The organism is Pseudomonas sp. DCB_AW (genome assembly GCF_026240895.1).
Lineage (GTDB): Bacteria > Pseudomonadota > Gammaproteobacteria > Pseudomonadales > Pseudomonadaceae > Aquipseudomonas > Aquipseudomonas kermanshahensis.
Window position 1 is genome coordinate 131,748 of the sequence record NZ_JAPFCE010000003.1, and the last position, 26,557, is coordinate 158,304.

Sequence of the window (26,557 nt, forward strand, 5' to 3'; positions counted from 1 at the left end):
GTTGTTTATAGCGAGGAGAAGCCCCCCGCTGTGGCGGGGGCTTTTCGTATCAGTAAGGGCGAGGTTGAGCGTTGCTTGCATGACCGGCAGAGGGCGCTGCCTGTGGGCTATTGTTAAGCGACGCTGCATCGTCAAGGCTCAGGCCATTGGTCTCAGGAGCCAGCCACCAAGACACCAGGAGCGCGAAGAAGGTAATGCCTGCTGCTACGAACATGGTATGGCCAATACCGATACTGGTCAGTGACATGGGTACAAGGTAGGTACCCACCATCGCACCGATACGCGACATCGAGGTGCCGAAGCCGACCGCGCCGGCACGGATCTCCGTTGGGAAGATCTCGTTCGGATAAACCAATTGCAGCACCTGCGCGCCGCCGACGAGCACGGCATAGCCGCCGAACATCAGTAGTACCAGGCCTGAAGGTGCATCCGGGAACCAGCCCAGCAGAAGCAGTGCCAGAGCGGACCACAGCAGGCTGTTCAGCAACAGGCTGCGCCGGCCCATACGGTTCACCAGCCAAGTGGCGATGATGCAACCCACTACAAAAAGGGTGGTGATGGCAATCGATCCATACGCTGCCCAGTCTCCGCTAAGGTGCATGGCGTCCAGCACCTTGGGTGCAAAGGCATAGACCGCGAACACCGGAATTACTGAGCAGGTCCAGAACGTGGCGACGAAGAACATGCGCTTGCCGTAGCCGGAGCGCAACAGGTCAATGAACGACAACTTGAGTTCGGATTTCTCTTGTGGAAGGTTCTGAAGGCCGAATTGTGGGCCAAAAATCCTTTTGATAACGGCTTCGGCTTCCTGCTTGCGGCCCTTTTTCAGGAGCCAGCGTGCTGATTCAGGGGTACCCAGGCGGATCACGAACAACAGCAGAGCAATGATGGTGCTGCTGGCAAGGGCGATGCGCCAGGCCTCGGGATGTTGGCTCTGCAGTATCGCTTCACCGGTAATGTAGGCCACGGCCGCGCCAGCGAACCAGCATATGGTGAGCCCTGCGAGGCGGGGGCCACGATAGCGTTTTGGCAGGAATTCGACGAGGAATGCAGTCGCAACGGGGTATTCGATACCAACCCCAATACCGATCAACAAGCGAAGCAGGAAGAGGGTGAGGGCTGACTCCACCCACAACTGCGAGATAGAGCACACAGCGAACAAAGTTGGGCCGATGAAATAGATGAATCGTCGCCCAAGACGGTCGGTGAGGTAGCCGCCGAGAAAGCCACCAAAAAAGATACCAATGAGAGCGGAAATTGCGATCAGACTTTCCCAGAGGCTGTTCAAGCCCAGGGCAGGGGAAAGCGCTGGCATGGTGACGCCGATGATGCTCAATACGTAACCGTCGACGAACGAGCCGCCGCTGGAGCGGAGTGACAATAAGCGATGAAAGCGGTTGAGGGGTACTTCTTCGATTGAAATTGTTCTGGACATGGGTACACCTTTTTTTATCGAAATCGCGAATGACCAAGCAGTCCGAATGCTCTGTGCGTTGCGCTGACGTGTTGGCCAGCGCGTCGGTCTTTTTTTTATTCTTGTACGCACTGCGGGATTGGCAACAGGCAACGCCGCAGCGGAAATCAGAGGGTTAGATTTCCTCCCCGGCCGTCATCTCCTCGTACATCAACTTGGCTGTAGCGCCTGTCGTCAGGAAGGGTTCTGGAGGGCACCAGCTGGGCTTGTTGGTCTTTTGCAGATAGCGAAGCTCTCCGCTGTCCACACCACATACCAAGTCGGCGAGGTACAACCCGAGCATGCTGCTGCGGGTAATTCCCAAACCGTCTCCGACGGTACCGGCGAAAACATTTTGACCAACGCTGCCAAACAGCGATTGCGTATTGCGCGTCAGCGGGATCATGCCGCCATGGACATATTCAAAGTTGACATGAGCCAGTCGAGGGAAGCGTGCTTCGAATGCCTTGCGCAATTGCTTGCGGGCGTAATGTACGCGTTGCGGTGAAGTGCACTGATGCGTGGAGAAGGTGAAGCCGTTGCGTATGAAGATCCGCCGGGTCGAGGTGAAGCGGACCGTGCTGCCTGCCGGGTGCGCCGCGGTACATCCCCACGGGGCTACACCACGAAACTGTTCGAGCTCCTGGGTCGTGAGCTCACGGGTCAGCGCGCCGAAGCTATTGATGCCGAAGAGTCTTCCGGATTCCTTGATGCCAAAATGGTTGACGAAAGCACTGACGGTCAGGATGATCTTCTTCGCCCTGACGGTGCGTCCGTTGGCTAATCGCACACTTGGACTCGAACCTTCTTTCACTTCTATGACGGCGGTGCGTTCATAGATACGCACGTTGGCCGGCAAGGTTGTGGCGATGCCGCGCACCACTTCCGCCGGGTTGATCAGGATCGTGCCTGGCGTGAACAAGGTCTTGAGGTAATAGTCCGTGCCCAGCGCGGCGGCGCTCTGTCCGCGGTCAAGGAGGGTGCTGGGGCTACCAATGCCCTCCAGGAAACGAGCAAGGTTGTCCAGGGCAGGGAAGCATTTTTTTTCCCGGGCGCCCAGGTACTTACCCGTTTCGTCCCAGTCGACTTGCAAGTCGTTGGCCTGTTTGATAGCCCGCATGCGGTCGATGACAACCTTGTTCAGGCGCAACCGCCACTTGTGATGATCGGCGTCGACCTTTGGGTCGCCCACCGTCACGTGTGGTACATCGATCATGAAACCGGCATTGCGACCGCTGTCGCCCATACCGACCTGAACAGCGTCGAACACCGCGATCGATGCGCCTGGCTTATTCTCTGCGAGCTTGGACGCAGCCATGATGCCAGCGAAACCGGCACCCACTATGACATAGTCATAGTCGTTCTCGATTTCCTCAGGCTTGGCGAAAACATGGTGGCGATTATTGGCGGTAAGGAACCAGCCCAACTCACCCGCTGGCGCAGGGAAACGATTAACTTCTTTCATGTCTGTCTCTTGTTGCTTGTTGTGAGACACGGGGTCGTTGCGGGCGATGCAAAGCAACGCCCGCAACAGTCTGTCAGTACAGCTTGGTTTCGCGCAGGATCGCGTCGATATCGGCTTTTTCAGCAGCCGAGAGCGGCAGGCGCGGGCGACGGCAGTAGCCACCGGTCAGGCCAACCTGATCCATGACGTATTTGGTGGCCTGGATGAACTTCGAGGTGTTTTCGAAGTAGCGAGCCAATGGGCGGTAGTTGCGTGCCAGTACGCGGGCTTCCTCGGTCTTGCCAGCCTCGACCAGCTCGAGCAGCTCACGGACCATCTTCGGTGCGAAGTTACCACCCAGGCATACCCAGCCGCGGGCGCCAGCGCTGAAGGCTTCGAAGTACATGTCTTCGTAACCGCAGATCGGGGTCAGCGAGCCTTCCAGTTCATCCACGATGCGGGAGATGCGCTTGACGTCGTTGGACGATTCTTTGATCGCCACGATGTTCGGATGCTCGCTGAGTTCTTTGACCAGCTCGAAGGGCATGTCAATGCCGTTGCTACCAGGGTTGTTGTACAGCATGATGCTGACCGATGTGTTGTCCGCGACTTCCTGGTAATAAGTGCGAAGCTCGTCTGGACGCAGGCCCAGGCCTGGGTGGGACAGCAACAGCACACCAGCGCCGCCGTGCTCACCCACATGGCGAGTGAGGTCGATGACTTGGCGAGTGGTGGTAGCGATTGCACCGGCCATCAACGAGCAACGGCCATCCAGGCGTTTTGCGGCAAATTCGAAGAGTTGCTTGCGCTCATCGATGGTCATGGCGCTGTATTCGCCCAAGGTACCTGCAACGCAGACACCCTGGCCGCCTTTCTCGGCGTAGAAGTCCAGGTTACGACCGAAACCGTCGAAATCGATATCACCGTTTTCCTTGAACGGAGTGGCCACTACTGTATGGACGCCGCGAAGTGGATTCATGTCTTTCTTGTCCTTTTTAGGGTGGGCAGTACAGGTTCTAGATCGTCGATTGAGTGATCTGGTGTCTGTACTGCAGAACCTGTGCCAGCTTGGCGCGGCCTTCCAGTCATTTTATTTTTCTATAAGTATATGATTTATAAGAAAATTTACTCAGCATGAGCAACTGCTTGTGAAATAATTTAGTGTGCCATTTTGAATCGTTTCGACTGATGCAGGATGTTGAGGAAAGACAAAATCCGGTGTATTGTGCCAAATTGATACGTCCAGCTGCCGGGGGGCGTGCATTTGTTTCATATTGGAACGCTATGTGATTCGGCGTGAGGGGAAGGAAGGCCTTTGAGCTCGGGCGAAAACACGCCTAGAATCGTATGTGCTGTCCCATAGTGAGACGATCCTCAAACAATTAAAACGTCGACACGAAAGAGGTGCATCATGATGCTGGGTGATTTCCGCACTGTTCATACCCGCCAGTTGTGGGAACAGTTCGTCGCAGGTGAGGACATCAATCACCAGTCTCTGCCAGGTCATGTGTATCGTGCCTGGAAGGCATGCCGGGACAATGCCATCGACCCGCACAAAACCCTCGATATGCGCTGCTTGCCGGATGACGAATTGTCCGAAATGCTCAAGCGCTATGCCGAATTGCTGGATATCGCCAAACCGGTGCTGGAGATGGTTCTGTTCTCCACCAGCGATACGCCGTTCATCGTTATGCTGACCTCCGGAGAAGGCGTGATTCTGCACGTCACAGGGAACCTGGAAAGCCTCAGCGTGCAAGAGAACTTCTACAATCAACCAGGCGTATTTTGCGAGCGAGGCCTATTCAGTGCTCGCGCGACCACGCTGTGTCTGGAGGAAAAAAAGGCTATTTCCTTGTGCGGAAGTGAGCACTATCTCGAGGTCTTCCACAATTCGCTTTGCTATGCAGCCCCTGTCCTGGATCAGAGCGGCAAGGTTCTAGCCTGCGTATCGCTTGCTTCTTCAATAAGCAATCGCAATCAAAAGACGTTATCGATGGTCTGCGCTGCTGCCGATACCATCAGCTCGCAATTGCAGCGCAAGCAACTATATGAATCGAAGGCCTATCTCAGTTCAATGGTGTATGCCATTTGTGGTGTGCTACCCGACGGCATCATCGCTCTGGATGCTCAGCACCGGATTACTTACGTCAATGCGGCCGGTGAAGAAATCCTCGGTTCCGTTTTTGCTGATGTGGAAGGCCGTGCAATCGTAGACTTTTTCGATGCTGCAAGCCTGCAAGAACTGACCAACTTGATTGATGGCAACAAGCGACACAGCGTATCCGTAGCGCTCAAGGGGAACGCCGAAGGCAAGTGGTTGTGCCGCGTTCAGCCATTGTCGGGGGCCAACCAGGCGTTTACCGGTATGGCCTTGTTCCTGGCATCCGACAAACAAATCATGCAGGGCCTGACCCAGGTGGGGGGTAACCGAGCTTACTATACGCTCGATGACATCAAAGGCGCATCGCCTCAGCTTAAACGCTGCGTGCAACTGGCCAAGCGGATCGCGAAAAAGGCTAATCGCGTCCTTATCAATGGCGAGAGTGGCACTGGCAAGGAGCTATTCGCTCAAGGTATCCATAACGCCGGCCCGCGCCGGGCGCAGCCTTTCGTGGCCATTTCATGCGCCTCGATTCCTCGCGAATTGATAGAGGCGGAGCTGTTCGGGTACGTTTCAGGTTCCTTCACTGGGGCTAACAAGAACGGTGCGATCGGCAAATTCGAACTGGCTCAGAATGGCACGCTCTTTCTCGACGAGATTGGTAGTTTGCCGCTCGAAGCCCAAGGTAAGCTGCTACGGGCATTGCAGCAGAACGAGATCGTTCGCATCGGTGGGAAAGTCCCGATTCCTGTCAGCGTCAATGTCATTTCCGCGAATAACGTCGATCTGCGTGAGATGGTCAAGACCAAGATGTTTCGCGAGGACCTACTGTATCGCTTGAACACGGTTGAAATTACAATCCCACCATTGCGCGAGCGTGCCGGGGATACTGAGCTGCTGATCAAGCATTTCGTGGAAAGCTTTGCTCGCCTGCAGAAGCGTCGGATGAAAATTTCGGCTGGTTGGATGGAGGCAATGGTGCAGCATGTCTGGCGCGGGAATGTGCGGGAACTTGAGCACGCCTGTGAGGCTGCGATGATCTTGTGCGATGGCGACATGCTGACCCGCCGGCATTTACCACCGTCTGTGAGTGGTGCGGTGGATGATGAGCTGCATTCATTCGCTGCAGCGCCATGCGAATCCATGCAGGAGAACTTCCAGCGCTGGCTGCTCCAGGCTATCGAGCAGTGCGATGGCAACCTCACAACGGTTGCGAAGCGTCATGGGGTGTCGCGAAGTACGCTCTATCGCAAAGTGCGTGAATACGGCATTGATGTCGAAAATTTCCGAGCACGGCGCCGAGGAGAGGGCGCACTCGTGTAGCAAACTTCTCAAGCCTGTGTACTTGTCCCGCAGATTGCCCAGCCATATGGCTGGGCAATCTGCTTTTTGGGCCGCAGATCTGTGGCATTCGTGAACAATCTCCCGAAAGCGGTTAAAGCGTGCCATAGAGACACAATAGAAGCGGGTTGATCGGTCTAAGTCCCAAATTGACACATTAAGCGGCTCCGACAGCTGGCCGCCTCGTCAGTTAAGGATTCAAAATGCCTCGTTATGAAACAGTTGGCTGGGCCATTTTTTTATAAATATCCTTGTAAATCAATAGCTTAGATACTTATGTGCAGTGTTCTATCTTGGCACGGCTGCTGCAATGGAGATGTTCAGGAGTGTTGTACAAACCTGACACATCCCATACGGGACTGCTCATGCGGTACCTGGCGACAACCACAGCTATGGAAGAAGAACTATGAAACCCCAACTGATCGTCATGCTCACCCACAACGACTTGACGGTGAACAATGCGCTTGAACTCTTCGAGGCGTGCAAAGACCTTCCGATTCCTTTCTGGGGCTTCAAAGATGTTGGCATCCCTGATGCTGCGATGCGCGAGCTGATCGATGCAATGAAACGCGCAGGGAAAACCACTTTCCTCGAAGTCGTCACGTTCGACGAGGAGTCCTGCCTGGCTTGCGCAAAAATGGCTGTGGACTACGGCTTCGACTACCTCACCGGTACCCTGTTTTTCCCATCGGTTGCCGAGTATCTCAAGGATAAGCCAATCCGCTATTACCCGTTCGTGGGTAATGTGGGTGGCAGCCCGGTCAAGCTCGTTGGCTCTCAGCAGTCGATCCTCGATGACGCCGCACGACTCGAGGCGGCAGGTGTTCATGGCCTGGACCTGGTTGCTTATCGCTACGTGGATGGCGACCCGGTGCAGTTGGCGAGCGAGTTGGTGGCGAATGCCAAGACCGAAGTCATCATTGCCGGCAGCATTCAAAGCGAAGAGCGCCTGGCCATCATGAAAGAGATCAACCCGTTCGCGTTCACTATGGGCGGCGCCTTGTTTGACAAGCGCTTTGTCGCCGATGGCGACTTCCGCGACAACCTTGCTCGTGTCGTAGAAATCATGCACTCGCTGTAACTCTCTACCGTTCTTGATGAGGCTCTAACCATGGAAAGTCAACACAAAAAACAATCTGACACCCGTGTGTTCATGGAAGGCGACGAAGTTGCCCGTCTGTATTTCAAGACTGAACGTATCACCTTTGGCTCTTCGCAACTCAGCCCGGGCCAAACCGGTGCGGTCGACCCCGGTCATCCGCACTCCCATGAAGTGTTCTTTTGTTCGCGTGGCAATGTGTTGTTGCGGGTCGGTGATGTGTATCACGAAATGCACGAAGGCGATGCGGTGCTGGTGCCGCCAGCGGTCCCACATCAGCTCACCAATATTGGTGATGGGCGGGCCCTGGTGACCTGGAGCCTGGCGCCCAGCGAACTGTGATACCAGCGCAAATCCAATAAGGTCTTGCACATGAAATATGTACTAGGCATCGATATCGGCACCACGGCGATCAAGGCTGCGGTGTTCGACGAGAATGGGCGGGAGCAGGGTAGCCACACCTGTGAGTACACGCTGCTCACTCCCTCACCTGTAAAGGTAGAACTTGAAGCACGCACTTATGTGAATGCGTTCAAGGTTGCCGTTTCAAATGCTGTGTCGAAAGCCAGGATTGGCAAGCAGGAGATCGTGTCGCTGGGTATTTCGGCCCAGGGTGAGACGCTCTTCTTCCTGGACGAGAATGCTGAGCCGTTGCGCCCGGCGATCGTCTGGATGGACAACCGTGCCACTGACGAAGCCAGCTGGATCGAAGATCAGCTTGGTCGTGAGTTGGTACACAAAACGACCGGGCAGGTGGGCATGTCGGCGACATGGCCAGCTTCCAAGATCCTTTGGGTCAAACGTAACGAGCCCGAGGTATTCGAACGTACCGCGCGCTTCGTGCTGATTGAAGACTACTTCGTTTATTTGCTGACAGGCCGCTTCGTATCCGAGGACTCGCTGCTTTGTTCGACTATGTACTGGGACATCAACACCCGCAAGTACTGGCCGCAAATGCTCGACTTGCTCGGCGTGCGGGAAAGCCAGTTGCCTGAAGTGTGTCATCCGGGGGCGCCCGTAGGGCAAGTTGCTACAGGCGCAGCCAACGAGTTTGGTTTGTCGCCTAAAACGCTGGTTTGCCTGGGCGCTCTGGATCAGGCATGCGGCGCAATTGGAGTGGGCAACGTACGTCCTGGCATCTTTTCGGAAAGCACTGGCGCGGCTTTGGCATCCGTGGCGATGGCTGAGGCGCCAGTCATTGATCCGGCCGGTCAGATGCCGTGCTTTGCCAGCGGTATTCCTGGCATGTACATGGTGCACGCCTATTCTACCGGCGGCATGGCAATTCGTTGGTTCCGCGACGCATTCTGTGCATCGGAAATGGATGTGGAGCGAACCTGTGGTTTGAATGCCTACGGCTTGATCGACTGTGTCGTGGAAAGTGTGCCTCCAGGGAGCGATGGGCTGCGCGTCCTGCCGCACTTGCAAGGTTCTGGGCCACCCGATACGGAGTGCCTGGCAAAGGGGGCATTCCTCAATGTCACCCTGGCGCATTCCAAGGCGCATTTCGCTCGAGGGATCATGGAAGGGGTATCGATGGTGCTGCTTCGCATGCTCGAAGCCACCCGTGCATTGGGTGTTGAGGTCAATGAGATCCGCTCGCTCAGTGGCGGCGCGAAAAGCCGCGCGTGGTGCCAGATCAAGGCTAACGCTTCTGGATTGCCAGTGCGCACAATGCAGACCACCGATGTGGCGGCGTGCTTGGGCGCGGCGATTCTCGCCGGCGTCTCGGCAGGTGTCTGGAGCTCGGTGCAGGACACCGCCTCCCGATTCGCCGAGTATGACTTGGAATACAAGCCAGACCCACAGCACCTGCCGCTATATGAAGGCATGCTCCGTGAGTACAAGTTGCTGATGGTTGAGCTTTCGCCTTCTTTCAAGCGCGCGTCCTGAAACCTCTCGAATCCTAGCATTGCAACCAGGTGCGCCCGTCAGGCTTAAGCAGCCTGACGGGCGTCTTTCGCCTGGGCATTTTTCGCAGGTACCTACCGTATGAATCCAAATGATCCGCTGAATAATCTGTTTCCTACCCTTGAGCAGATCCCTGAACAATACCGACCGGACAGCCCTATCGAGCAGCGCGAGTACCTTGTTGATGGGCAACTGCGTACTTGGACCGGCCCCATGGCTGAGGTCAGAAGCCCCATTTACCTGCGCGAGGGGGATAGCCATCACCAAGTGATGCTGGGTAGCACGCCTTTGCTTGATGCAGACGCTGCGTTGGAGGCGCTCGATGCCGCGCTCAAGGCTTATGACAACGGTCGCGGCAGCTGGCCGACCTTGCGAGTGGCTGAACGTATCCAGCATGTCGAAACGTTTCTGGCGAACATGCGCCTGCGGCGTGATGCGGTGGTCAAGTTACTGATGTGGGAAATCGGAAAAAATTTGCCGGATGCACGCAAGGAGTTCGATCGCACCTGCGACTATATCGTCGACACCATCAATGCATTGAAGGCATTGGACCGACGCTCAAGCCGTTTCGAGCTTGAGCAGGGAACTTTAGGGCAGATTCGCCGGGTGCCGCTTGGCGTGTCGCTGTGCATGGGGCCTTACAACTATCCGTTGAACGAGACGTTCACCACCTTGATACCAGCGCTCATCATGGGTAATACCGTGGTGTTCAAGCCGGCCAAGTACGGCGTTCTGCTGATCCGTCCCTTGCTTGAAGCTTTCCGCGACAGCTTCCCGTCGGGGGTAATCAACATCATTTACGGCAAAGGGCGTGAAACTGTCAGTGCGCTGATGGCTAGCGGCAAAATCGATATCTTTGCCTTCATAGGTACCAACAAGGGTGCCAGTTCGTTGAAAAAACTCCATCCCAAGCCTCACCGGTTGCGCGCGGCATTGGGGCTGGATGCCAAGAATCCAGGCATTGTCCTTGCCGATGCCGACCTGGATGTGGCGGTGAACGAGACCGTGACGGGTGCGCTGTCGTTCAATGGCCAGCGTTGCACTGCGTTGAAGATTCTATTTGTGCATCGATCATTGGTCGAGCGCTTCCTGGAGCGCTTCAATGCCAAGGTTGCCGGGCTCAGGCATGGCATGCCATGGGGGCCTGATGTCGCTCTGACGCCTTTGCCGGAGGAGGGTAAGGCTGAGTATTTGGCCGGACTGGTGAGCGACGCGCGGAGTAAAGGCGCCGATGTGGTCAACCCCGGTGGCGGCGAGGTCCTGCATTCGTTCTTTTCACCTGCGGTCCTGTATCCGGTCGGCCCAGGGATGCGGGTCTATCATGAAGAACAGTTCGGCCCTGTGGTGCCGATCGTTCCCTTTGATGATATCGATACCGTCATGGATTACGTAATTAATTCGCCCTTCGGTCAGCAGCTCAGTCTTTTTGGGCGCGACCCGGAACAGATCGGCAAGCTGGTGGACGTGTTCGCCAACCAGGTAGGTCGCATCAATATCAACACCCAGTGCCAGCGAGGCCCTGACGCCTACCCGTTCAATGGACGCAAGGACTCTGCCGAAGGCACGCTTTCGGTTCATGATGCATTGCGGGTGTTCTCTATTCGCACACTGGTTGCAACCCGCTTCGATAGCGCCAATAAAAATCTGGTCAGCGAGATCATCGCCCGGCGAGCGTCCGGTTTCTTGAGCACAGATTATATCTTTTGAGGGTTAGCGTGTCAGTCTGGAGCATTTCGGCGCGTTGTTGGTGAGCGATGTGCCAGGCTGACACGCATTCTCGAATTATTAACGACATGCACTCATCTCAATACTGTGCCATTTGGGTACGACCACCAAATGGGGTGTCTAACGAACTCACGCTAAGTTGGCCGAGATAGAGCGGTTGGTGCGGATATAGCCTGGCGACAGGCTATTATTCTTTTTGGCACATTCTTCGCAACATAAGCCTTGCCCTAGACAGCCTTGTAGGCTGCAGATCCGAAAGCTTTACAACAAAAGGTAATAAAAATGAAAAGCTTCTTGAAGTTGTGCGCTTCGCTAATGATTTTGATGCTGGTCGCCTTCGGCGCACGTGCAGAGGAGGGCACGGTAAAAGTAGGTAGCCTTGCCTGGGAAGACCAGATGGCGGTTGCCTTGCCAGCAGTGAAATTTTTGCAGAAGCAGGGTTACAAGGTGGAGTTCGTGAAGTTTTCGGAGTGGGGAATCGCTTTCGGTGCCCTGCAGAAAGGTGATGTCGATGTTTTGCTGTCCAGCGTCGATTATCTGACCTCCGACTACTGGGCCAAATACAAGAATCGATTGGAAAAGCTGTCGATTGCCTCTTATGGCATCCTACAGGGGCTGGTCGTACCGTCTTACGTTCAAATCGATTCGGTTGATCAGCTTAACGGTATTGTCGACAAGACAGGCGGGAAGATCATCGGGATTGAGCCAGGTTCTGGCCTGATGCGTGAAGTGGGTGATGCAGTCAAAGCTTATGACCTGAAGTATCAAGTTATCGATGGCAGCACCGCAGCCATGGTGGCGCAACTGCAATCGGCACTCGAGCGCAAGGAAACGATTGTTACCACGCTGTGGCAGCCGTCTTGGATGATGCAAAAGTTTGATGTCAAGTTCCTCAAGGACCCCAAAGGGGTATTCGCCCCGTCGCAAGCCTATTACTGGATTGCCAACAAAGGCTTCGCTGCGAAGAACGAGGGTATTCGCCAGTCGCTGGCCACCGTCTACGTTCCGCTTGACGATGTAACCCAGATTACTGCGGATATGAACAACGGCAAGACCATCGATCAGGCAGTCGATGCATGGTGGGAGAAGAATCAGAAACTCGTCGGTAAATGGTCGGTGATGTCCAAATAACCAGCGGAATCGTACCGACCATTTGAAAGAAGTCCCCGGGCATCGCCCGGGACTTCGGAGGCAATATGAACATGATGAAACTCTCTCCTGTGGACGTTAGCGCCGTTACTCGTCCTGTCGCCATCCAGTGCCGCTCGGTTTGGAAGTTCTTTGGTAATGAAAGCGCTGCGGCTATCGAAGCGGCGCGCAAAGGCACGCATGACAAGGACCAGATGCTGGATAAATTTGGCTGCGTGGTAGCCGTGGCCGATGTTTCCTTTGAAGTCTACGAAGGTGAAACATTCTGCATCATGGGTTTGTCTGGCAGTGGCAAATCAACGCTCATCAGGCATTTCAACCGGCTGATCGAACCCAGTGTTGGCGAGGTGGTGGTACAGGGCAAGGACATTTGCAAGCTCGGTGACGTCGACCTGCGCCAGTTGCGTTCACGCCATGTGGGCATGGTGTTTCAGAATGTGGCGCTGCTTCCGTTCCGCACGGTACTGGAGAACGTCGCGCTCCCCTTGGAAGTTCAGGGGGTAAGCAAGAAGCAACGCTTGGAGACCAGTCAAGCCGCGTTGGAAAAGGTCGGTTTGAAGAATTGGGCGCAGCGCTACCCCTCAGAGCTTTCCGGTGGCATGCAACAACGTGTGGGGATCGCCCGAGCGTTGGCTACCGATCCGCAAATCCTGCTGATGGACGAGCCTTTTAGCGCGCTGGACCCGCTAATCCGCAAGCAACTGCAGATTGAGTTCAAGCAACTGTCGACCCGCCTCAACAAGACTTCGATCTTCATCACCCACGACCTTGAAGAGGCGATCCGCATCGGTGACCGCATCGCGATCATGAAAGAGGGCCGAATCGTTCAAATCGGGACGCCTGAGGAAATTGTGCTCAATCCTGCGGACGAGTACGTGGCCGACTTCGTCGAAGGTATCTCGCGGCTGCATCTGGTCAAGGCCCATTCGATCATGTCACCCGGTGCCGATAAAGTGCCCGCCGGTGCTCCGCAGGCTTCGTTGGATTCGGATCTGCAAACGCTGATCGACCTGACGCTGACGCAGAAGAGCGAGCATATTGCTATCGTCGAGCAAGGTCAGACGCTGGGTGTGGTCACCCGGGAAAACTTGCTGAAGGCCGTGCGCGGCATTGAAGTCAACTGACTGGCGGCGAATGCGAAGAGGGTTGTGAAATGAGTGAATTCACCGATGCATTCGATTTGCACGTCAATGACGCGTTGATGTGGCTCAACGATAACGCAAACACCTTGTTCGAATGGGTGCGCGCTTCGCTGGATGCTGCTTTTCGAGCGCTGGATTGGTTGTTTGCGTTGCCACCGTACTGGTTGGTCATCGCGGCGGTGTTCATCGCTGGCTGGTTCGCGGTAGGCCGTGTGTTCGCGGTGGGCGCGGCATTTGGGCTATGGCTGTGCCAAGCGATGGGGTTGTGGAGCGAGACCATGAGCACGCTGACTCTGGTGTTGAGTTCGACGCTCAGTGCCCTGTTGATTGCGATCCCGGCCGGTGTGTTCATCGGGCTCACTTCTGGCTTGATGAAAACCAGCGATGTCGTGCTCGACTTCATACAGACCATGCCGGCCTATATCTACTTGCTGCCAGGCATCGCGTTGCTGGGGTACGGACCGACCACAGCCATGTGGGCGACCAGCTTGGTAGCGATTCCGCCAGCCATGCGCCTGACCGCCCACGGCATCAAGATGGCGCCGGTATCGTTGCGAGAGCTGGGTGCCGCCGTGGGAATGACGCGCTGGCAAACTGTCTACAAAATCCTCGTGCCCTGCGCCTTCCCGTCAATGATGGCGGGTGTCAACCAGAGCCTGATGATGGCCTTCGGGATGGTGGTGATTGCAGGCATCGTAGGGTCTGGCGGCCTTGGGCAATCGGTGTACGACGCGGTGCGCATGTTGCAGATTGACCAGTCCATCAATGCCGGTATCGCTATCGTGGTACTCAGTATCGTGCTGGATCGGTTTTCGCAAAGGCTGGTCAAGTTTGATACGGAGAAAAGTCATGGCTGAGGTCATCGTTTCACCAGGCTCAGTGGTAGCTCCTGCGCTGACCTGGCTCAATGTCAATCACCATGGCGTCTTCGCCGCCATTGCCGGTTTCTTCGATTTCTGGGTGAGCGGTATTGCTGGTCTGCTCAACAGCTTCGATCCGGCCATCGTTATCGCGGTGCTGAGCGTGGGTGCATTGCTGATCGCCGGTTGGCGTATGGGCCTGCTCACGTTAGTCGGGCTTGCGGTATGTTTGTGCATGGGGATGTGGCTGGCTACCGTGCAAACTATTGCGTTGGTGTTGTTGGCAGTCCTTTTGTCGATGGCGTTCGGTATTCCCCTGGGCATCGTTATTTCCCGCAACAAACGCCTTCAGGCGTTGGCCCGGCCCGTGCTGGACTTGATGCAGACGCTGCCACCATGGGTCTATCTGGTACCAGCGGTCATCCTGTTTGGCCTGGGGACTGTACCGGCCTTGATCTCGACCATCGTCTACGGCGTGGCACCCATGGTGCGTCTCACTATTCTTGCGATGACCCAGGTGCCCCGTGAGCGTATTGAGCTAGGGCGCGCAGTAGGGGCCACGCGCTTCGAGATGTTACGCAAGATTGAGTTGCCTTCGGCTTTGCCGACACTGTTGGTTGGGGTGAATCAGTGCATTCTGTTGTCTCTGGCAATGGTGGTGCTGGCTGGTCTGGTCGGTGCTGGCGGGCTGGGGGCGGAGGTGACGCGCGGGCTCACACGTCTGGACTTTGGTCTGGGGCTGCGAGCATCGCTGGCGATCGTCGCATTGGCGATCGTCATGGATCGTGTGTTCCGAGGGGCGATTCCAGCGACATACATGCCTGCCAAGCGCACCTGATATCGGTCGATACGTGCTGATGAAGGTAAAAGAAGCCTGGGTGAAAGCCCGGGCTTCTTTTTTGCGTGTCGTTCAGTCTACCGATCACGATGTCCCGATTCGTTGTTGTTTTGGCCTCATTCCATGGAGAGCGGTCCTCAATGACAAGCTGCGTTCTTTTATCGTCTGAATGTGTCACGCGCAAATGACGTGCAGTGACTCACGCCGCGTTTACCTGACTGCCACCGTTCAGGCACGCCGCGTCATGCAAAAAGCGATTACATAAATGCAATAACATGAGGATGTTGGCATGAGAGGCAATTTTGATCGCAGCCTGAAGACTAACACCACTTCGTTTCAGGAAATCCCGCTGGTGGACCTGGGCCCACTGATCGACGGAAGCGATCCGGCCAAGGTTGCCAAGGAAATCGGCGAAATTTGTGAAAACGTAGGGTTTCTGTATGTCAAGAACCACGGCGTGCCCACGGCCCTGATTCAGTCGGCATACGCGATGTCCAAAGCTTTCTTTGCCTTGCCAATGGAGGAAAAGCTCAAGCTGAACATTGCCGATTCCGGGCCAACGCTGCGTGGCTACGTACCGATGTACACGGAAAACGCAGATCCCGCCAATACTCGGGATTTCAAGGAGTGCTTCGATTTCGGCAAGCACGAAGAAGAGGTCTCCCCCTTCTTTGGACCGAACCCTCATCCCGAAAAACTGCCACGCTTTCGTGAGGTCTTTGATGCCTACCACGATGCGATGATGGCCTTGGCGCGGAAACTGATTAGTGCGATCGCCATCAGCCTGGGCCTACCTGCCGACTACTTCGAGAAGCTGCAACGTCACCCAATCACCATTCAGCGGCTTTCTTACTATCCCCCTCAGACGGGAGAGATTACCTTGGGTGAAATCGGCACCGGTGCTCATACCGATTACGGCTTTCTGACCATCCTGTCGCAGGACTCGATCGGAGGCTTGCAGGTCCAAAATCGGGAAGGGGAGTGGGTGAGTGCTCCACCTGTCGAGGACGCATTCATCGTAAATATTGGCGATCTAGTTCAGACCTTCACCAACGATCGCTACGTTGCCACTGTGCATCGCGTTATCAACGTGAGTGGTAATGAGCGCTATTCCATCCCGTTCTTCATCGATCTCGATTACGAAGCGGTGGTGGAAGTGGTACCGACCTGCGTATCGCAAGCGAAGCCACCGAAATACGAGCCGTATGTCTGCGGTGAATACAAGTACCAGAAATTTCTGGATACCTACACCCACCTGAAGCAACGCGAAATGGCCTGAAACTCTACGCGCAGGTCAGGCTGGCCTGTCCTGCGCAGTCCCCTCAGACCGGTTGTGCATCGAATGTCGGATTGGGGCTGGCCAGTTGCTCCTGAGCCTGGATCAGGGGTAGATCTCTCGAACCCGCTTTCGTGGCCTTCACCAGATTGTAAAGTGTGGACGTACTCTTACTCAGCGCATCAGGCAAACAATCGCTGATCATCAAGCGGCCCAGCAGCGTCGCCGAGAACACATCCCCCATGCCGTTGGGCATCGGATAAAGCTCCAGTCGCGGGGTGAGCACCAGCCAAGCACCACTGCCGTCAACGGCCAACGTGCCCAGTTGATCGCCAGGAATATCCTCGGTTGTCAGGCTGGTCACCACTATTGTGTCGGGTCCGCGCCGGCGAAGTTGTCGGGCAATGTTGACGGCCTCGTCGACGGTTCGCAGGCGGCTGCCGGTCAGAAGCTCCGCTTCGAACTGGTTAGGCGTAAGAATGTCGGCACAAGGGATCGCCAGGTTGCGCATGAACTCGGGAATTGTTTGGTTGACGAATACGCCGCGGCCAACGTCGCCCATGACGGGGTCGCACAAGTATCGGACGTGAGGATTTTCTCGGCGAATTTCGTTGACCGTCCTCAGGATTTGCGCCCCGATCGCAGCTTCACCAAGATACCCCGACAACACAGCCTCCACTTGGCCCAGTACGCCTCGCTCACGCAACCCCTCCAAAACCTCGCGGACATGTTCAGCTTCGAATACCTGACCACGGTATTGCCCGTAACCTGTGTGGTTTGAGAACTGCACCGTATGCACGGGTAGCACCTCAAAACCCAAGCGCTGCAGGGGGAAGACCGCCGCAGCGTTACCGACGTGCCCCATGGCGACGTGTGATTGTATGGAAAGAATGTAGCGAGGCTGACTTGTCATCTCCGAGTGTGCTTCTTTTTCGAGGCTGGAAGGTGTGGATTATTGCATATTCTGGTTTTCTAAAGCCGTTTATCGGAAGTTTCTGATGATGGCGCGCCTTGCCGCGCGTATAATTTGCGCCCGTTTCGTTGAGGTCAGCAAATGTTCAGCAGTAAACGCAGCGCCACGGTCTGTGGTTTGGTGGCGATTTTTATGTGGAGTACGGCGGGAGGGTTGATTCGAAGTATTAGCGAAACATTCGGTCCCATTGGCGGGGCAGCATTGATCTACTCGATTGGCGCAGCTTTTTTGATTGCGGTGCTGGGAAGGCCTCGCCTGCGAGGGGCTCCGATATTCTATTTAATTGCAGGTGGCGGCCTGTTCGTACTGTACGAGGTGTGCATGTCGCTGTCGCTGGGTTATGCCACTTCTCATCAACAGGCGATCGAAATCGGTGTGGTGAATTATCTGTGGCCTTCTCTGACGGTGTTGGTTGCAGTGTTCATGAATGGTCAGCGAGCCACCTGGTTGATTGCTCCAGGCACAGGGTTGGCGGTATTTGGCATTGTCTGGGTGGTCTGCGGCGATGATTTGTCGCTGCGCGCTTTGAGCGCCAGCGTGGGGGAAAACCCGATTGCCTTCAGCCTGGCGCTTGCGTGCTCGTTGGCGTTCGCGCTGTATTGCAATGTGACCCGTCGCTATGGGGGCACGGGCAACCAGATCGTCCTGTTCTTCATCTTCACGGCCGCGGTGCTGTGGATCAAGTATGCACTCAGCGACGAACGCCTCAATACGTTCACCCTGGGCAGCGGGGTGGAGTTGGCGCTTGCGGTGTTAGCCGTGGCAGGCGGATATGCTTTGTGGAACACCGGTATCACACGCGGCAACCTGAGCTTGCTGGCCACCGCGTCTTACTTCGCGCCGGTACTGTCATCGGCATTCTCGGCTGTATGGCTGAGCACGGCGCTGGCGTTGCAGTTTTGGCAAGGTACGCTTTTGGTCACGGCAGGTTCATTGATCTGCTGGCTGGCTACTCGCTCTAGCGACTTGAGGCAAGTAACAACTGACGTGTTGAGCAGAGAGTCATAAGAGGTACGTCTGGCAATCGGTAGCTCATGAGGCGCACAACAGTCCAATAAAAAGCTAACAGTTTCGTCAGTGTTGAGTACTATGGTTGCGGCTTTATTGTGTTCGTTATCTGGATTTATTCCGCAATGCAATAAAGGATTTTTGCATAATGGTTACTTTTGATTTGTCTGTGCAGGTCGATGCGCCGGACAACACCTGGCTAAATGATCAATATGACGTCCGGGGAAGTGTGAGTGATTTTGAGCAATACCCTCTGCGCTATCGGGCACTGAGTGAAAATGCCCTGGCTGTTTCCGCTTGTTACCGCGACGTTTCCTACGGTCCTGGTGCCAATGAAAAGCTGGATATCTTTCCTGCTGCGACCGCGGCTGCACCGGTTTTCTTTTTTATCCATGGTGGATACTGGCGTGCATTATCGAAAGCGGGCTCGGCATTCATGGTGCCTGCACTGACCCAGGCCGGGGCTTGTGTGGTGGTGCTGGAATATGACCTCGTACCGACTATGGATCTGGATGGCATTGTCGATCAAGTGCGTCGAGCGCTGGCATGGACGCATCATCATATCGTCGATTTCGGTGGGGACCCGAACCGACTGTTCGCAGCTGGCCATTCAGCAGGAGGCCATCTGGTGGGGATGCTGCTGGCCGATGGCTGGCAGCGCCAGGTTGGCGAGCCTGCCGAGCCGCTTCGAGGCGCAATCGCGATCAGTGGTTTGTTTGACCTGCAGCCTTTGACGCAGACCTTCGTTAACGGATGGATGCGTCTCGACGCGACTGCTGCAAAGCGCAATAGCCCCATTCAGCACTTTCCCAGGCACGGTAGTGCCGAGCTTCTGGTCTGCCACGGCAGTCTCGAAAGCAAGGCGTTCGCTCGCCAGTCGACAGCTTATCTGGCCGCCTGGCAGGTCCAAGGTTTGCCAGGCAGCAGCTTGGTGAGCCCAGGCATAAATCACTTCGACGTGGTGCTGGATCTAGGCGACCCCACAAGTGGGCTCTTCAAGGCTGTCTGCCATCTGATGCAGCTGTCTGGTCACTGCTGATAAGCGCTTTAAGCATTGGCAGACCCTGCCGACACCTGCCTCTTTAAAGAAAACAACAACTTGGAGCGTGGATGAACATCAAGCAGAAATTGACCTGGGCTTTCGCAGTGATTGCGGGGTTGCCCATTGTTCTAGTCGCCATTTTGGTGATCGTTACATTACGCGGCGAGGCTCGTAATGCCTTCGTCGACAGCAGTGGCCGAGAAATCCGCCAGGTGGCAAATGCAATGGGGATATTTTTCGATGGCATTGACCAGAACGTGGCTTATCTGGCAGCCCACCCGTTGGTGGCATCCACCGGCAACGACCTCAACAAATTCATGAGTGCCACTCCCTCATACGAACTCACTGACCAAGCCACCAGGCTGCTCGACTTGTTCACTCAGCTGGCTGCATCGCATCCGAGTTATTCTTCGATGTCGTATGGCGTCAGCGATGGTGGCTATGTGGCTTGGCCTCCTGGACAAAAATTCGCTAACTACGACCCCCGACCACGTCCGTTCTATCAGTTGGCCATGGCTAATCCGGGCAAAACACTGCGCACCGATGCTTACTACTGGCCAGCAGACGATACGGTGCTGATTAGTACGGTTCGTGCCGTACCCAACCAGTTGGGGCAAATGAGCGGTGTGGTAGACGTAGACGTGTCGCTCAAGGGGCTCGCCGAGATCGTCAAGAAGATCAAGCTCGGCGAGAGCGGTTACCTGATGTTGATGGATAAGAACGGCATTGTCCTGGTAGACCCTCAAGATGCCAGCCATAACTTCAACCAGCTCTCAAGCCTCGGTGAGGGGTATGCACAACTGGCGAAGGCAGGGCGAGGCTTGGTTGAAGTGGATATCGCTGGCGAGCGCTACATGGCCAATATCCACCCTGATCAGCAGTTGGGCTGGACGTTCATCGGGTTGATACAAGAAGGTGAGGTGATGCGCGCCACTACCCGCCTGACCTGGTTGATCGGTAGCGCTGCATTGCTATTGGCTGCATTTTTCGCCGTGCTCGGCGCCAAGTTCGCGAGGCTGATCGTGCGTCCTATCAACAGTGTTGCCAGTGGCCTGGAGGGCATCGCAGAAGGTGAAGGCGATCTGACTCGCAACTTGGAAATCCGTGGTTCCGACGAAACCGCCCAACTGGCCGGTTGGTTCAATCAATTCCTGGGTGCCATACGTGGGTTGATCCGGCAGATCGGCGCGGCGGCAGGTAAAATGCTCGAGGCCTCTGGCAGTTCCGGCCGAGTCAGTCACGACATGGCTGAAGCCGCAAGCCGGCAGCGCGAGGCGGTGGATATGGTTTCAACAGCATTTCACGAGATGGTTGCCACCGCCAATGAAGTAGCCCGCTCTTGCAGCCAGGCGGCGATGTCTGCCGAAAGCGGTCAGCAGCAAGCCCATGAAGGCCAGCAGCAGATCGACGCGGCAGTACTGAGTGTCGATCATCTAAGTCAGGAAATCGAGCGATCGGCGCACTCGATACAACAACTGGAGCGCGACAGTACCGCCATCCAGTCGATTCTTGGCACTATCCGCTCGATCGCTGAGCAAACCAACTTGCTGGCCCTTAACGCAGCCATCGAGGCGGCCCGTGCTGGTGAGCAAGGACGCGGTTTTGCCGTGGTCGCTGACGAGGTTCGTGCGCTTGCTAAACGCACTGCAGACTCCACTGCTGAAATTGACGGCCTGCTAGGTAATCTGGCAAACCGAACAGCTCAGGTGGCTCAACAGATGCACGCCAGCATCGACGTTTCTCAGCAGTCAGTAAGCCGCATCGGCTTGGCGCGCGACAGCTTTGGGCTGATCCGTGAGTCGGTGGACGTCATACGTGATATGAATACGCAAATCGCTACTGCCGCCGAAGAACAACACCAGGTTGCCGAAGACATCAACCGGCACATCAGTCGTATTCACGGTGATGCTCAGCTGGTGGCGGAGCTTGCGCACACTGCACGGGGCGATTCAGAAAATCTTGCGGACCTTTCCAATGAATTGGATACGCTAGTGCGCCGGTTCCGTACCTAGCGACAGACCCAAATCCAAGTCTGCGCAGAGGCAGCGATTCACAGCGCTGCCCTCTGGCAGGTCGTTACCTAGCAGTAGGCGGCCCGCGGTGTGTGCCAGATTGGGATTTCCTGGTTGCAACTTTTTTGCGTGTGCCAATTTGAAGCAAATTCCGGCTCAGGTTTTGAAGGGGGATTGAGGGTCTCGTCCCAGATTAAGACGTGTAAGGGGTGGGCGGGGCGGATGCCAGACTGTTACGGCGGGTAATTGCGGGCCTCAGCCTGACATTTTGCTGGCATGGATGCTGCTAGCTCATGAGTAATGCCAGGTAGAAATTGCCTCGATGAGAAAAGCACACCTAATTTGGATCGCAGGATAATGAGCATGCATGGTGGGGGCGCGGCTTCTGGAGCAAAACCGGAGTTGCGTGTGGCTTTCATATTGATGAATCACTTCACGCTTATACCGGTGGCGGGCCTGGTCGAATCGCTGAGATTTGCCGCTGACGAATTTTGTAGTAACCGGCAAATCTACTGCCAGTGGGACTGGATGACCTTGGACGATTTGCCCGTGACCGCGAGCTGCGGCATGCGTATAGCGCCAACGCGAAGCTTGAGCGATCTGGACGGTTACGACTATGTCGTGCTGGCCGGAGGCTTGCTCGATGAAGCGCTGAACGCCCCCGAATGGCTATCCGTGTTACTTCGGACGCTGCTCTTGAATGGCAAGCCTATCATTGCGCTGTCATCCGCCTCGTTTGTACTGGCTGAAGCAGGCCTCCTGGAGGGGCGTCGCTGTGCAGTGCATTTCACCGCCAGTGATGAGTTCGTCAATCGATACCCTCACACTGAGGCGATCATCGATGAGTGCTTTGTGGATGACGGGAATATCATCAGTTGCTCGGGTGGGACGGCTATTGAGTTGGCAGCCATGCTGATTCGCCGACATTGCGGAGCCATGAGGGCGAGCAGGGGCCTTGACTACCTGTTGCTGGACGCCAAACCAGCGAGCGCTGCGCCTTCGCGTTCACAGCCTAGTTTACGCCGGATGTTCAAAAGCCACTTTGTGGAGCGCGCCATTGCTTACATGCGCGAACATCTCGACACCCCGAGATCGCTGCAGGCATTGGCAGAGGAATTAGGGGTGCAGGAGCGGAAGCTACACCGCGCCTTTATCGATAGCACCAAGGTCACGCCCGCGCAGTTCTGGCGCGATCTACGACTCACTCATGCGAAAGAATTGCTGGTCAACACCGACCAGCACGTCACCAAGATTGCGAAGCTCACGGGGTTCACCGACGCGTCGCACTTCACGCTGTGGTTTCGCAAAACTTTCCACGAAACGCCATGTTCGTTCCGTAAGCGGCGCAGGCATGTCGACTCCGCATTCTGCTCCCGGCCTCGTTCCTTGGCATCTGCTGGATTGTCCTGATCATGACTGAATAAACGAGACAAGGTGGCGACTGGCAATGAGGCGCGTCGAGAATAACGGGCTGAGGCGCGCAGAGCATCCGTACGCTCGTTATCTGCGCAAACATTAAATAAGGATATGAGGTACAGCGTGGGCTTGAAGAGGATGAGCAACGCAGTGGGCCGCGAATTCAGCACACCGATGCGCGAGTTACCCAGTACCACCTCGCGGACGGAGAGCCTCGTGTTTCCCAGGCGCTATGCCGTGATGCTGATTGCCCTGGTCGCCTGCTCGTTCGCCGGTAGTCATGTGGCTGCGAGGGTAGCGTTCAACGACGGGCTTGGGCTGCTATTGGCATTGGCGTGTCGTTCAGGCTTCACCGCTTTGCTGCTTCTGCTGCTCGCGGTCTGGCGTAGCGACTCGCTCAGAATCCAAAGGCATTTGCGAGGCTGGCTTCTGTTGACGGGAGCCCTGGTAGCGGTGCAGGGCGTGCTGATCTATGTCGCGCTCAACCAGATACCTGTTGGGTTGGCGTTGTTGGTTGTAAACATGTCCCCCGTATTTTTTTGCCTGATCACGTGGCTGTTTGGAGGTCCGGCACCCACCCGCGCAGTCATTGCAATCATGGGATTTATCCTCAGCGGGTTGGTCATAGCGCTCAATGTTCCCCAAGTGTTGGCCGTACAGGCAAGCATGGAGAGCAACTGGATGTTAGGGGTCGCATGCGGGCTGGCGGCGGCAGTTCTCTATGCGTGCGCGCTTTGGATCACCAGCAACAAATTGCAGTGGATGCCGGGCAGCGTGCGCAGCTTGATGACCGTACTCATGGTTTTTATCGGCGCGCTTTTCGTCGGCGTCACCGGCGTCATTCCCGAAGGTTTGTCCGCGCCTGGAAGTACGGTAGGCTGGTTTGCCCTGGCCGTGGTGATGTGCCTCTACGGAGTGGCGTTTTCCACCTTTTTCATTCTGATGCCCAAACTGGATTTGGCTCGCACAGGTTCGGCGATGAACACCGAACCCGTGGCCGGGCTTTTGCTCGGTTGGCTTATGCTTGAACAAGCTATTGGAACCCTGCAGTTGGTGGGAGCTGGCATCGTAGTTACAGGTGTTCTGCTTCTGTCGCTGGCGAGGTCACGAGCATGACCTCGCTTCTTACATGCACTTCAGCGACAGCGCAGGCTCGATGAAACGGTAGCTTTCGCTGATGAGGCCATCGACTTTCAGCGCCAGACGATTTCGTATCGCCTGCTCACGTATGGCGGCGCAGACATTGACGTTCAACTCGGCTTGCCGCGGCGTGAAATCGGCATCCGTTTCCTTGACGGGCACTGCGGTTTTCATCAGTTGCGCAATGTTTTGCTCGGAGAGTGCTACTGGGTTGATATTGCGCTGCACATCCCGCTCACCGCGGCGGTTGTTGCTGCGGATCGTGAAGTCCGGCTGCTCGACACGGCCCGTGGGGCTATAGACAATCGAGGTGACGAGCCGGTCCAGAGCGCAATCTTCTTCCTTGCGCCGATGTTACAGCTCGCGTACCGGACGCTCAGGCAATGCCAGGCGTGTGATGCCGAAATCGTTGAGGGCTCCAAGGATCTCACGATGATCGTCTGATACCTGGATCTCTCGACGCGGCGGCCAGAAGTCGAAGTTGCCGTGGCCACCCCACTAACCCCAAACGTGAATCGCGAACATTTCCGGGAATACCTTGCGCTCGGTCCTACGCGTAGGCTTGATGTCGTAGAAGCACATGCATGCCATTTGAATAAGGTGGCTCGCTCCCAAGGCTGCCAGCGGTTCGTAGATGACGATGCCAAAGCGGTCATGGGCGTTCCAGTCTGGGAATACATCCCACATGCTGGCCTGTTGGCCTGCACACTCGACCTCGTAAAAATCGGAGCTCAATGCGTCGATCACGTGCATATCAGCCTCTTGTCATGGTGTAAGTTTCTCGGTCACAGCAGGCACTGCACTTCATCGCCTTCGATGCGCACCGGGTAGGTCTTCACAGCACATTCGGCCGGCCCCTCGAGCACTGCGCCGGTAGTGATGTCGAAGCGTGCGCCGTGCAGCGGGCATTCGATTTCGATGCCCTCCAGCCAGCCGTCCGACAATAGAGCGTAGGCATGAGGGCAGACATTCTCGGTTGCGAAATGTCGTTCATCGACCTGATAGACCGCGATCATTCTGCCCTCGACTTCACAGGCAAATGCCGCATCCGCTTGAACGTCGAGGGTTTCGCAAACTTTGATCCAGGTTTTTTCCATGAGTCAGTTTTCCTATCGGTTACCGATGAAGTCGGGGGTAGCGGAACTGATCGTTGACAAGTAAATGTCCGGCAACGCAGCGTTGCGTTTAAGTGCGCGCCTTATCGCCGACACATCCCGGCCCCGGTTCGCTGCAATGGCGCAAACCAGTTGCTGTTGGTTCCAGCCTAGCGCCAGCCATTGGTCTGCCTCTGGATCGCCGATGAATGAGTAAGTGCGGGCGAGGCGGGTGAGGCCGATGCACTGGAGGCCACTGGTGTACTGATCAGACCAAAGCCAGGGTATCTCGCTGTAGGTCGCGAAAGCATCGCCGGCAGCTGCTTGGCCGGCAATGCTGCCTTGATCGCTGGCGGCCGCCCATGATTCGGTGCGGGCGCTCTCGCCCAGGTGTGCAATGGGGTAACGGCTCACTTCACCCGCAGCAAAGATCTGCGGATCGGAGGTCACACAGGTCTCATCCACCACGATTCCGTCATCTACACAGAGTGCGCTGCTTGCAGCCAGCTCTACATTCGGTAGGACGCCAATCCCGACTACGACGATATCGGCCAGCGCATATCCGGCGCTGGTAGCGACTCGCGTCTTGCCACCAGCATCCTGGTCGATGGGCACCAATCGTTTCCCCACCGGCGTCACTTACAGTGGGGACCATTTGGCCAAGCTAGTACGTGCTGCGCGACAGAATCAGGCGATCATCATCGAGAACGACATGGCAGGGGAGCTTGGCCATGGTGAGCTCAACAGAATGTCGCTCAAGGCCTACGACGACGATGACACCGTACTGCAGTTCGGCGGTACCGTTTCGTACCTGTCCTCATCCTATGAAATCGGCTGGGTTCTGGCTGGGCGTCGCGCGGCCACTCTCATTGCCAACAGACACCTGGGTGGCACACACCTGCCGCATATTGCACTCCAGGCGACATTGGCCGATTACCTGAAAAGCCGGCAGATCGATCGTGATCTACGACATGCCTGCCATACCCTGGCGCAGCGTATGAGTCAGGGTATCGATCTGCCCACGACTATGTCTTGCGGGAGACTCGCTGTGTCGGCTCCCGCAGGGGGTTATCTGTGCTGGGTAAGGGGGTCTCGGAATTTCGACTCGATGAAGCTGGCGATGACTGCAGGCATTGACATCCTCGATTTCATCCCTGGCCCATTTTTCTCGCCCGCAGGAGCGTTCTCCAATTTCCTGGCGCTGAACTTCTCTGCAGAGTGGACGTGTGTGCGGAAGACCCAGTTGCGGCGGTTGATCGGGGCGATGCTGCTGTGAGTTGATCAGCGGGTCGGGGTCCATGCCGTCCAGGCCAAGGTTGTGCGAAATTCAGGTTTTTACCTCTATTTCAACAGTTACGCCGCTGGGCAGTAGTCAGGTAATCTAGCGCTTAGAATTCGGTGTTCAGTGAATTGGCGGCATTCTTGCTATGCGCAAATAATAGCGCGCCACTCTCAATGCTTCTTGTGATCGTATTCGTGTTGCAACGAAGCTCTGCGGCTGCGCCTGACGCCGCTGTGCAATCCTCCAGTCCG

The 26,557-nt window shown here is 56.0% G+C and carries 24 protein-coding genes; 16 read left to right on the top strand and 8 right to left on the bottom strand.

What is annotated here, in order from left to right; translation table 11 throughout:
• Positions 1-49: 49 nt before the first annotated feature.
• The 3 genes from OO306_RS03855 to OO306_RS03865 all read right to left on the bottom strand — a co-directional run bounded on the left by OO306_RS03855 (position 50) and on the right by OO306_RS03865 (position 3,876).
• Complete coding sequence (locus OO306_RS03855) at positions 50-1,435, bottom strand: MFS transporter (protein ID WP_265967774.1); 1,386 nt, start codon at positions 1,433-1,435, stop codon at positions 50-52.
• 154 nt (positions 1,436-1,589) lie between these two features.
• Positions 1,590-2,918 carry an FAD-binding oxidoreductase gene (locus OO306_RS03860; RefSeq protein ID WP_265967775.1) on the bottom strand — a complete coding sequence of 443 codons (1,329 nt, stop codon included), beginning with the start codon at positions 2,916-2,918 and terminating at the stop codon, positions 1,590-1,592.
• Between the two features lie 73 nt (positions 2,919-2,991).
• Entirely contained in the window at positions 2,992-3,876 is an 885-nt protein-coding gene (locus OO306_RS03865; protein ID WP_265967776.1) for a dihydrodipicolinate synthase family protein, read from the bottom strand.
• A 432-nt stretch (positions 3,877-4,308) separates the two neighbouring features.
• On the opposite strand from OO306_RS03865, the gene OO306_RS03870 reads away from it, so the two are divergent.
• The 10 genes from OO306_RS03870 (at position 4,309) to OO306_RS03915 (ending at position 16,342) form a co-directional block, all read left to right on the top strand.
• The gene (locus OO306_RS03870) at positions 4,309-6,321 is read left to right on the top strand and encodes a sigma-54-dependent Fis family transcriptional regulator (protein ID WP_265967777.1); all 2,013 of its coding nucleotides are present in this window, start codon (positions 4,309-4,311) and stop codon (positions 6,319-6,321) included.
• 424 nt (positions 6,322-6,745) lie between these two features.
• Positions 6,746-7,420 (top strand): hypothetical protein, encoded by a 675-nt coding sequence (locus tag OO306_RS03875; RefSeq protein ID WP_265967778.1) that lies wholly within the window; start codon positions 6,746-6,748, stop codon positions 7,418-7,420.
• A 30-nt stretch (positions 7,421-7,450) separates the two neighbouring features.
• The gene (locus OO306_RS03880) at positions 7,451-7,780 is read left to right on the top strand and encodes a cupin domain-containing protein (protein ID WP_265967779.1); all 330 of its coding nucleotides are present in this window, start codon (positions 7,451-7,453) and stop codon (positions 7,778-7,780) included.
• A gap of 30 nt (positions 7,781-7,810) precedes the next feature.
• A complete protein-coding gene (locus OO306_RS03885; RefSeq protein ID WP_265967780.1) occupies positions 7,811-9,331 on the top strand; it encodes an FGGY-family carbohydrate kinase in 1,521 nt (506 codons plus the stop codon).
• Between the two features lie 99 nt (positions 9,332-9,430).
• Entirely contained in the window at positions 9,431-11,056 is a 1,626-nt protein-coding gene (locus tag OO306_RS03890) for an NADP-dependent glyceraldehyde-3-phosphate dehydrogenase (RefSeq protein ID WP_265967781.1), read from the top strand.
• A gap of 300 nt (positions 11,057-11,356) precedes the next feature.
• Positions 11,357-12,205: a glycine betaine ABC transporter substrate-binding protein gene (locus tag OO306_RS03895; RefSeq protein WP_265967782.1), complete on the top strand. Its 849-nt coding sequence runs from the start codon at positions 11,357-11,359 to the stop codon at positions 12,203-12,205.
• Positions 12,206-12,279: 74 nt separating this feature from the next.
• Positions 12,280-13,347, top strand: coding sequence for a glycine betaine/L-proline ABC transporter ATP-binding protein (locus OO306_RS03900; protein WP_265967855.1), 1,068 nt, complete (start codon positions 12,280-12,282; stop codon positions 13,345-13,347).
• Between the two features lie 29 nt (positions 13,348-13,376).
• The gene (locus OO306_RS03905; protein ID WP_265967783.1) at positions 13,377-14,222 is read left to right on the top strand and encodes a proline/glycine betaine ABC transporter permease; all 846 of its coding nucleotides are present in this window, start codon (positions 13,377-13,379) and stop codon (positions 14,220-14,222) included.
• Complete coding sequence (locus tag OO306_RS03910) at positions 14,215-15,063, top strand: proline/glycine betaine ABC transporter permease (protein ID WP_265967784.1); 849 nt, start codon at positions 14,215-14,217, stop codon at positions 15,061-15,063. Before OO306_RS03905 ends, OO306_RS03910 begins: the two co-directional genes overlap by 8 nt.
• 289 nt (positions 15,064-15,352) lie before the next feature.
• Entirely contained in the window at positions 15,353-16,342 is a 990-nt protein-coding gene (locus OO306_RS03915) for an isopenicillin N synthase family oxygenase (RefSeq protein WP_265967785.1), read from the top strand.
• 43 nt (positions 16,343-16,385) lie between these two features.
• Here OO306_RS03915 and pdxY read toward each other — a convergent pair whose 3' ends face one another.
• Positions 16,386-17,252 carry a pyridoxal kinase PdxY gene (gene pdxY, locus OO306_RS03920; protein ID WP_265967786.1) on the bottom strand — a complete coding sequence of 289 codons (867 nt, stop codon included), beginning with the start codon at positions 17,250-17,252 and terminating at the stop codon, positions 16,386-16,388.
• A gap of 141 nt (positions 17,253-17,393) precedes the next feature.
• Here pdxY and yddG point away from each other — a divergent pair, with 141 nt between their 5' ends.
• The 5 genes from yddG (at position 17,394) to OO306_RS03945 (ending at position 23,906) form a co-directional block, all read left to right on the top strand.
• Positions 17,394-18,320, top strand: a complete 927-nt coding sequence (yddG, locus tag OO306_RS03925; protein WP_265967787.1) for an aromatic amino acid DMT transporter YddG — start codon at positions 17,394-17,396, stop codon at positions 18,318-18,320.
• 148 nt (positions 18,321-18,468) lie between these two features.
• The gene (locus OO306_RS03930; protein WP_265967788.1) at positions 18,469-19,359 is read left to right on the top strand and encodes an alpha/beta hydrolase; all 891 of its coding nucleotides are present in this window, start codon (positions 18,469-18,471) and stop codon (positions 19,357-19,359) included.
• Between the two features lie 71 nt (positions 19,360-19,430).
• Positions 19,431-21,374, top strand: a complete 1,944-nt coding sequence (locus OO306_RS03935; protein ID WP_265967789.1) for a methyl-accepting chemotaxis protein — start codon at positions 19,431-19,433, stop codon at positions 21,372-21,374.
• A gap of 357 nt (positions 21,375-21,731) precedes the next feature.
• Positions 21,732-22,784 (top strand): GlxA family transcriptional regulator, encoded by a 1,053-nt coding sequence (locus OO306_RS03940; protein ID WP_265967790.1) that lies wholly within the window; start codon positions 21,732-21,734, stop codon positions 22,782-22,784.
• A gap of 246 nt (positions 22,785-23,030) precedes the next feature.
• A complete protein-coding gene (locus OO306_RS03945; RefSeq protein WP_265967856.1) occupies positions 23,031-23,906 on the top strand; it encodes an EamA family transporter in 876 nt (291 codons plus the stop codon).
• 9 nt (positions 23,907-23,915) lie between these two features.
• On the opposite strand, the gene OO306_RS03950 is transcribed toward OO306_RS03945, so the two are convergent.
• The 4 genes from OO306_RS03950 to OO306_RS03965 form a co-directional block, all read right to left on the bottom strand.
• Positions 23,916-24,158 carry a hypothetical protein gene (locus OO306_RS03950; protein ID WP_265967791.1) on the bottom strand — a complete coding sequence of 81 codons (243 nt, stop codon included), beginning with the start codon at positions 24,156-24,158 and terminating at the stop codon, positions 23,916-23,918.
• Positions 24,159-24,428: 270 nt separating this feature from the next.
• Positions 24,429-24,683 (bottom strand): hypothetical protein, encoded by a 255-nt coding sequence (locus OO306_RS03955; protein WP_265967792.1) that lies wholly within the window; start codon positions 24,681-24,683, stop codon positions 24,429-24,431.
• A gap of 32 nt (positions 24,684-24,715) precedes the next feature.
• Positions 24,716-25,027 (bottom strand): non-heme iron oxygenase ferredoxin subunit, encoded by a 312-nt coding sequence (locus OO306_RS03960; RefSeq protein WP_265967793.1) that lies wholly within the window; start codon positions 25,025-25,027, stop codon positions 24,716-24,718.
• A 12-nt stretch (positions 25,028-25,039) separates the two neighbouring features.
• Positions 25,040-25,639, bottom strand: a complete 600-nt coding sequence (locus OO306_RS03965) for an oxidoreductase C-terminal domain-containing protein (RefSeq protein WP_265967794.1) — start codon at positions 25,637-25,639, stop codon at positions 25,040-25,042.
• Between OO306_RS03965 and OO306_RS03970 the strand changes: the two genes are divergently transcribed.
• On the top strand, positions 25,632-26,300 hold the full coding sequence (locus OO306_RS03970) for a hypothetical protein (RefSeq protein WP_265967795.1): 669 nt from the start codon (positions 25,632-25,634) through the stop codon (positions 26,298-26,300). The two genes, OO306_RS03965 and OO306_RS03970, sit on opposite strands and share 8 nt — an antisense overlap.
• Positions 26,301-26,557: the final 257 nt, after the last annotated feature.